The sequence below is a fragment of the Achromobacter sp. 2789STDY5608621 genome (assembly GCF_001299375.1).
GTDB lineage: Bacteria > Pseudomonadota > Gammaproteobacteria > Burkholderiales > Burkholderiaceae_B > Achromobacter > Achromobacter insuavis.
This window is the reverse complement of record NZ_CYTU01000101.1, coordinates 1-4,407: the sequence shown is the minus strand read 5'-3', so window position 1 is coordinate 4,407 and position 4,407 is coordinate 1. Positions and strand designations below refer to the sequence as shown.

Annotated in this window: 7 protein-coding genes; all 7 read left to right on the top strand. The window is 73.0% G+C overall.

The window, feature by feature from the left end:
• On the top strand, positions 1 to 721 hold a 721-nt coding region (locus AOZ53_RS33090; RefSeq protein WP_054491069.1), incomplete at its 5' end, for a FecR family protein.
• 103 nt (positions 722 to 824) lie between these two features.
• The gene (locus tag AOZ53_RS33085) at positions 825 to 1,412 is read left to right on the top strand and encodes a transposase (RefSeq protein ID WP_156333609.1); all 588 of its coding nucleotides are present in this window, start codon (positions 825 to 827) and stop codon (positions 1,410 to 1,412) included.
• A gap of 107 nt (positions 1,413 to 1,519) precedes the next feature.
• Entirely contained in the window at positions 1,520 to 2,143 is a 624-nt protein-coding gene (locus AOZ53_RS33080; protein ID WP_054491067.1) for a transposase, read from the top strand.
• Complete coding sequence (locus AOZ53_RS33075; RefSeq protein ID WP_054435523.1) at positions 2,127 to 2,711, top strand: RNA polymerase sigma factor; 585 nt, start codon at positions 2,127 to 2,129, stop codon at positions 2,709 to 2,711. Before AOZ53_RS33080 ends, AOZ53_RS33075 begins: the two co-directional genes overlap by 17 nt.
• Complete coding sequence (gspH, locus tag AOZ53_RS33070; RefSeq protein ID WP_082385877.1) at positions 2,708 to 3,241, top strand: type II secretion system minor pseudopilin GspH; 534 nt, start codon at positions 2,708 to 2,710, stop codon at positions 3,239 to 3,241. Before AOZ53_RS33075 ends, gspH begins: the two co-directional genes overlap by 4 nt.
• Positions 3,213 to 3,653 (top strand): type II secretion system minor pseudopilin GspI, encoded by a 441-nt coding sequence (gene gspI, locus AOZ53_RS33065; RefSeq protein ID WP_369816860.1) that lies wholly within the window; start codon positions 3,213 to 3,215, stop codon positions 3,651 to 3,653. The genes gspH and gspI overlap by 29 nt, the downstream gene beginning before the upstream one ends.
• Positions 3,650 to 4,303, top strand: coding sequence for a PulJ/GspJ family protein (locus tag AOZ53_RS33060; RefSeq protein ID WP_054491063.1), 654 nt, complete (start codon positions 3,650 to 3,652; stop codon positions 4,301 to 4,303). The genes gspI and AOZ53_RS33060 overlap by 4 nt, the downstream gene beginning before the upstream one ends.
• Positions 4,304 to 4,407: the final 104 nt, after the last annotated feature.

The following is a 4,407-nucleotide window of genomic DNA, read 5'->3' as shown; positions in this document are numbered from 1 at the left end:
GCGCGCGTTCCTGGGCGCCAGCCTGGGCGGCGCGGCCGCCGCGGCGGTGGCCGCCGTGGTGGCGCCGCCGTTCCGCCTGTGGCCGGCCTGGGACGAATGGTCGGCCGACTACCGCACCGACACCGGCGACCGGCGCCAGTTCGGGCTGGGCGAGCGGGTGCAGGTGGACATGAACACCCAGACCAGCATCGCGCTGCGTTCGGAACAGCCGGGCGCGGTGCGGGTCGAGCTGATCGCCGGCGAAGCCGCGTTCGACGGCCTGGCCTCGCCGACCGCCGTGACGGTGATGGCGGGCCAGGGCCGCGCCGAGGCCCGCGGCGCGCGCTTCGAACTGCGCAACCTGGGCGGCACGGTCTGCGTCACCTGCATCGCCGGCTCGGTGCGCGTGGCGCTGGGCGGTGGCGCCACCTTGCTCGGCCCCAGCGAGCGCCTGTTCTACGACGGGCAGGGACTGGGCCAGGTGCAGCGCATCGACCCGGCCGAGACCTCGGCCTGGCGCCAGGGCTCGCTGGTGTTCCGGCAGACGCCGCTGGCCGAGGTGGTGGCCGAGATCAACCGCTACCGCCGTGGCCGCGTGGTGCTGCTGGACGGCGCGCGCGGCGCCAGCGCGCTCAGCGGCCGCTTCGAGATCCGCGACACCGACAAGGTGCTGGTGCAGATCGAAAAGGCCTTCGGCCTGACCGCCACGCATCTGCCGGGCAACGTGGTGCTGCTCGGCTGAGGGCCGCGTGGCGGGTTTGGCCCGCCCATCTCGTCCTATACAGGCAGGCCGCGCATGACCGCCATCGAGGGCGCATGCCGCGTCCGCGCGATGGGGAGCAGTCGTGTCGCGTAAACCGAATATCGGTATTCGAGAGTTGAAGGAGAATCTGTCGGCCGTGGTGGATTCGGCGTGGGAGCATCCCGTGTCGGTGCATCGTTACGGCTCGCCCTGGGTCTGGATCGTGTCGCACGAGGTCTGGTCCCGCAACACCCGCCGGGTCGAGTTCAATCCGGCCGGCCATCCGCTGGCCGCGCTGCGCGAGCACCTGGACCGGGCGGTGGCCGCCAGCCAGCCGCGGCTGCACGCGGCCGCGATCCGCGCCATGCTGCGCATCGAGGCGCAGCCGCTGCTGCGGGCGCTGGCGATCCAGCTGCTCTATGGCGTCGAGACCGAGGCCGGCCTGCACGAGCAGATTTCCTGCAACCTGCTGTTCCGCTGGTTCGTCGGCCTGTCGCTGGACCAGGAAATCTGGAGCCCGCACGAGTTCGGCCAGGCGCTGGAGCGAGTGCTGGCCAGCGCCGACATGATCGACATCCTGGCGCAGTCGCTGGATGGGGCGCCGGTCGCGCCGATCGAGCAGGCCACCGGCATCGCGCTGAACCGCGCGCTGCTGCAGGCCTGGCGCGCGCGGGCGATCCGTCCTGAATAAAAAAGCTGGCGGGTTCCGCCGCGCCGAGTCGTCTTAGGGGTACAGGCCGCGCCATACGTAGCGCGGCCATACCGGACGTGGGCCTACCCGGCCCCTAGGAGCGCGTGATGTCGGCGACCGTCAACGTAGGCATGCTCGAGCTGGACCGCAAGCTGTCCAAGGTGCTCGATTGCGCCAGGCAGCAACCCGTATCGGTATCCCGCTACGGCTCCCCCTGGGTCTGGGTCGTGTCGCACGAAACCTGGATCGGCCAGATCCAGCTGACCCGCTACGTGCCGCCGCGCCATCCGCTGGTGGCCCTGCGCGAACACATCGACGACACGCTGCGGGCGCACGCCGCGCTGCTGCGCCAGGCCAGCCTGGACTGCGGGCTGACGCTGGATCCGGCGATCCTGTGCCGCACCCACATTCTGCAACTGCTGTATCCCGCCGGCAGCAAGCCGTACTTCCATGAACAGATCGCCTACAACCTGCTGTTCCGCTGGTTCGCCGGCCTGTCGGAAGGCGGTGGCTGCGAGTGCGCGCCGACCTTCGACGACGAGCTCGACGCGGTCGCGGGCCACGCCGGCATTGCCGAGCTGTTGCGCCAGGCGCTGGACGACGGCCTGCTGACGCCGGCCAATTGGGCAATGCGCAAGCGGGCCGCCCAGCGTCCGGCCGGCACCGGACGGCGCCCGCTTGCGCCCGGGGGCAGGCCCGTCACGGAGAGCCGACATGTCCCTGTGTCTTGAACCGGCGCCGCCGGCGCGACGGCGCCGCGACGAGTTCGCCGCGGGCGGCGCGCAGGCGGCGCGTCCGCGCCCGCTCTGCCTGGGCGAATTCGTGGCGGCGAACTATGGGCGCCTGATGCAGGCGCTGCGCGGCCACCTCGGTTGCCCGGACCTGGCCGCGGACAGCCTGCACGACGCCTGGCTGCGCGTGGCCGAGGGCGGGGCGGCGCCGGCGCCCGCCGTCCTCAATCCCGGCGCCTACGTGTTCCGCATGGCCTGCAACATCGCCATCGACCGCCTGCGCGCGGAACGGCTGCCGGGCGCGGCCGAGGTGATCTGGGACGACATCGAGGACACGGCGCCGGGGCCGCAGCGGATCGCGCAGGCCCGTTCCTCGATGCGCGGCGTGCTGCGCCTGATCGAGGCGATGCCGCGGCAGCAGCGCGAGATCTTCATCGGCGTGCGCATCGAAGGCATGCTGCAGAGCGAGGTGGCGGCGCGCTATGGCGTGTCCGGACGCATCGTCCGGCGCCACCTGCGCGACGCCTGTCGCCACGTCGAGAGCCAGGCGGCGCGGTTGCGGGCATGACACGGCGCGCGGCCGTAACCTCGTCTTCGCCCTGGGCCCCGCATGCCCGGGCCGGCCGCCGCGCGGCGCCTCAGCGCGGCTTCACGCTGATCGAACTGATGGTGGTGCTGGTGATCGTGGGCATCGCCACGGCCGCGCTGGGGTTGAGCATCCGCAGCGATCCGGCGCGCCGCCTGCGCGACGACGCGCAGCGGCTGGCCGAGAGTTTCGCCGCCGCGCAGGGCGAAGCGCGCGGCGATGGCCGCGTCATTGCGTGGCAGGCCGACGCGGACGGCTACCGTTTCGTGCGCGGCGCCTGGGCGCTGGACGGTGCGGTGCCGCTGCTGGACGCCACGAGGATCGAGGACTTCGCGCGGGATCCGGCGCTGCGGCCGCGTCCCTGGCAGGCCGGCCCGGTGCGGGTATCGCCCGCCGGCCCGGTGCTGCTGACGGCCGAGTGGTTCGGCCCGCCGTGGCGGCTGACGCTGTCCAACGCGGCGGGCCAGGTCGACGTGCAGCGCGATGCCAGCGGCCGCTTCCTGGTGCGCTGACGTGCGGCGTGCGCGCCAGCCGTCCCGCCCGCCGCCGCGCCGCCCGGCGCGCGCGGCCGGCTTCACGTTGCTGGAGATCCTTATCGCGCTGGCCATCGTCAGCGTGGCGCTGGCGGCCGTCATGCGAACCACCGGCATGCTGACGACCAACAACGGCGTGTTGCGCGAACGGGCGCTGGCGTTGATGTCGGCGCAGAACCGGCTGATCGAGCTGCAGCTGGCGCCGCCGGCGCTGACCGCCAGCGGCGACAAGGCCGCCTGCCCGCAGGGGCCGCTGGCCCTGGTGTGCGACAGCCGCTACACCGACGCCCGCGAGGGCGCGCGCACGGTCACCGTCGAGGTCTATCTCGACCATCGCCCGACGCCGCGCCTGGCCACGCTGTCCGGCATCGTCGAGAACCGCTCTCCATGACGCCGCGACGCCAGGCCGGGTTCACGTTGATCGAGGTGATCATCGCCATCATGATCATGGCCATCATCAGCCTCATCTCCTGGCGCGCCATCGACAGCGTGGCGCTGACCAGCCGCAAGCTCGATCAGCACACCGACGACGCGCTGGCGCTGCAGCGCGCCTTCGACCAGTTCGAACGCGATGTCGCCGCGCGCAGCCTGGTGCTGGCCGAGCCGCCGGCGGCCGAGGCCCCGGCCGCGCCCGGGGCCGAAGACGCCGAACCGGCGGTCATCCCGCCGCAACTGCTGCCCGACGCGATCCATGTCAGCGGCATGAAGACGCCGGCGCCGCGCATCGACATCGTGCGCGGCGCGCCCGGGCAGCCGCAGGCGCGCCAGCGCGTGATCTGGGAACGCCAGGGCGGCCGCCTGCTGCGCACGGCGGGACGGCCGACCGACGCCATGCCGCTGCCCATGCCCGCGCCGGATACCGGCACGCCGGTGCTGGACGAATTGCTGGATTTCAGCGTGCGGGCCTGGGCGCCCGGACGCGGCTGGGTGGCGCTGCCGGGGCGGGGCGAGCAGCCGGCCACGGCGCTGGAGCTGGTGATCTCGCGCGGCGTGCTGGGGCAGACGCCGCTGCGCTATCGCCGCGTGCTGCTGTTGCATTGACCCATGACCTGGAGCCTGCCGCCATGGCGTTGAATTTCCGAATCGACTCGAGCGCGGGCACGTCCTGGCCGCGCCTGGCCAGCCTGGCGGGCGCCGCGGCGCTG

Excerpts from the sequence above, each read along its gene's own strand:
- AOZ53_RS33080 (WP_054491067.1), top strand. The coding sequence starts at position 1,520 with ATGTCGGCGACCGTCAACGTAGGCATGCTCGAGCTGGACCGCAAGCTG.
- gspH (WP_082385877.1), top strand. The coding sequence starts at position 2,708 with ATGACACGGCGCGCGGCCGTAACCTCGTCTTCGCCCTGGGCCCCGCAT.
- AOZ53_RS33060 (WP_054491063.1), top strand. The coding sequence starts at position 3,650 with ATGACGCCGCGACGCCAGGCCGGGTTCACGTTGATCGAGGTGATCATC.
- AOZ53_RS33075 (WP_054435523.1), top strand. The coding sequence starts at position 2,127 with ATGTCCCTGTGTCTTGAACCGGCGCCGCCGGCGCGACGGCGCCGCGAC.
- gspI (WP_369816860.1), top strand. The coding sequence starts at position 3,213 with ATGCCAGCGGCCGCTTCCTGGTGCGCTGACGTGCGGCGTGCGCGCCAG.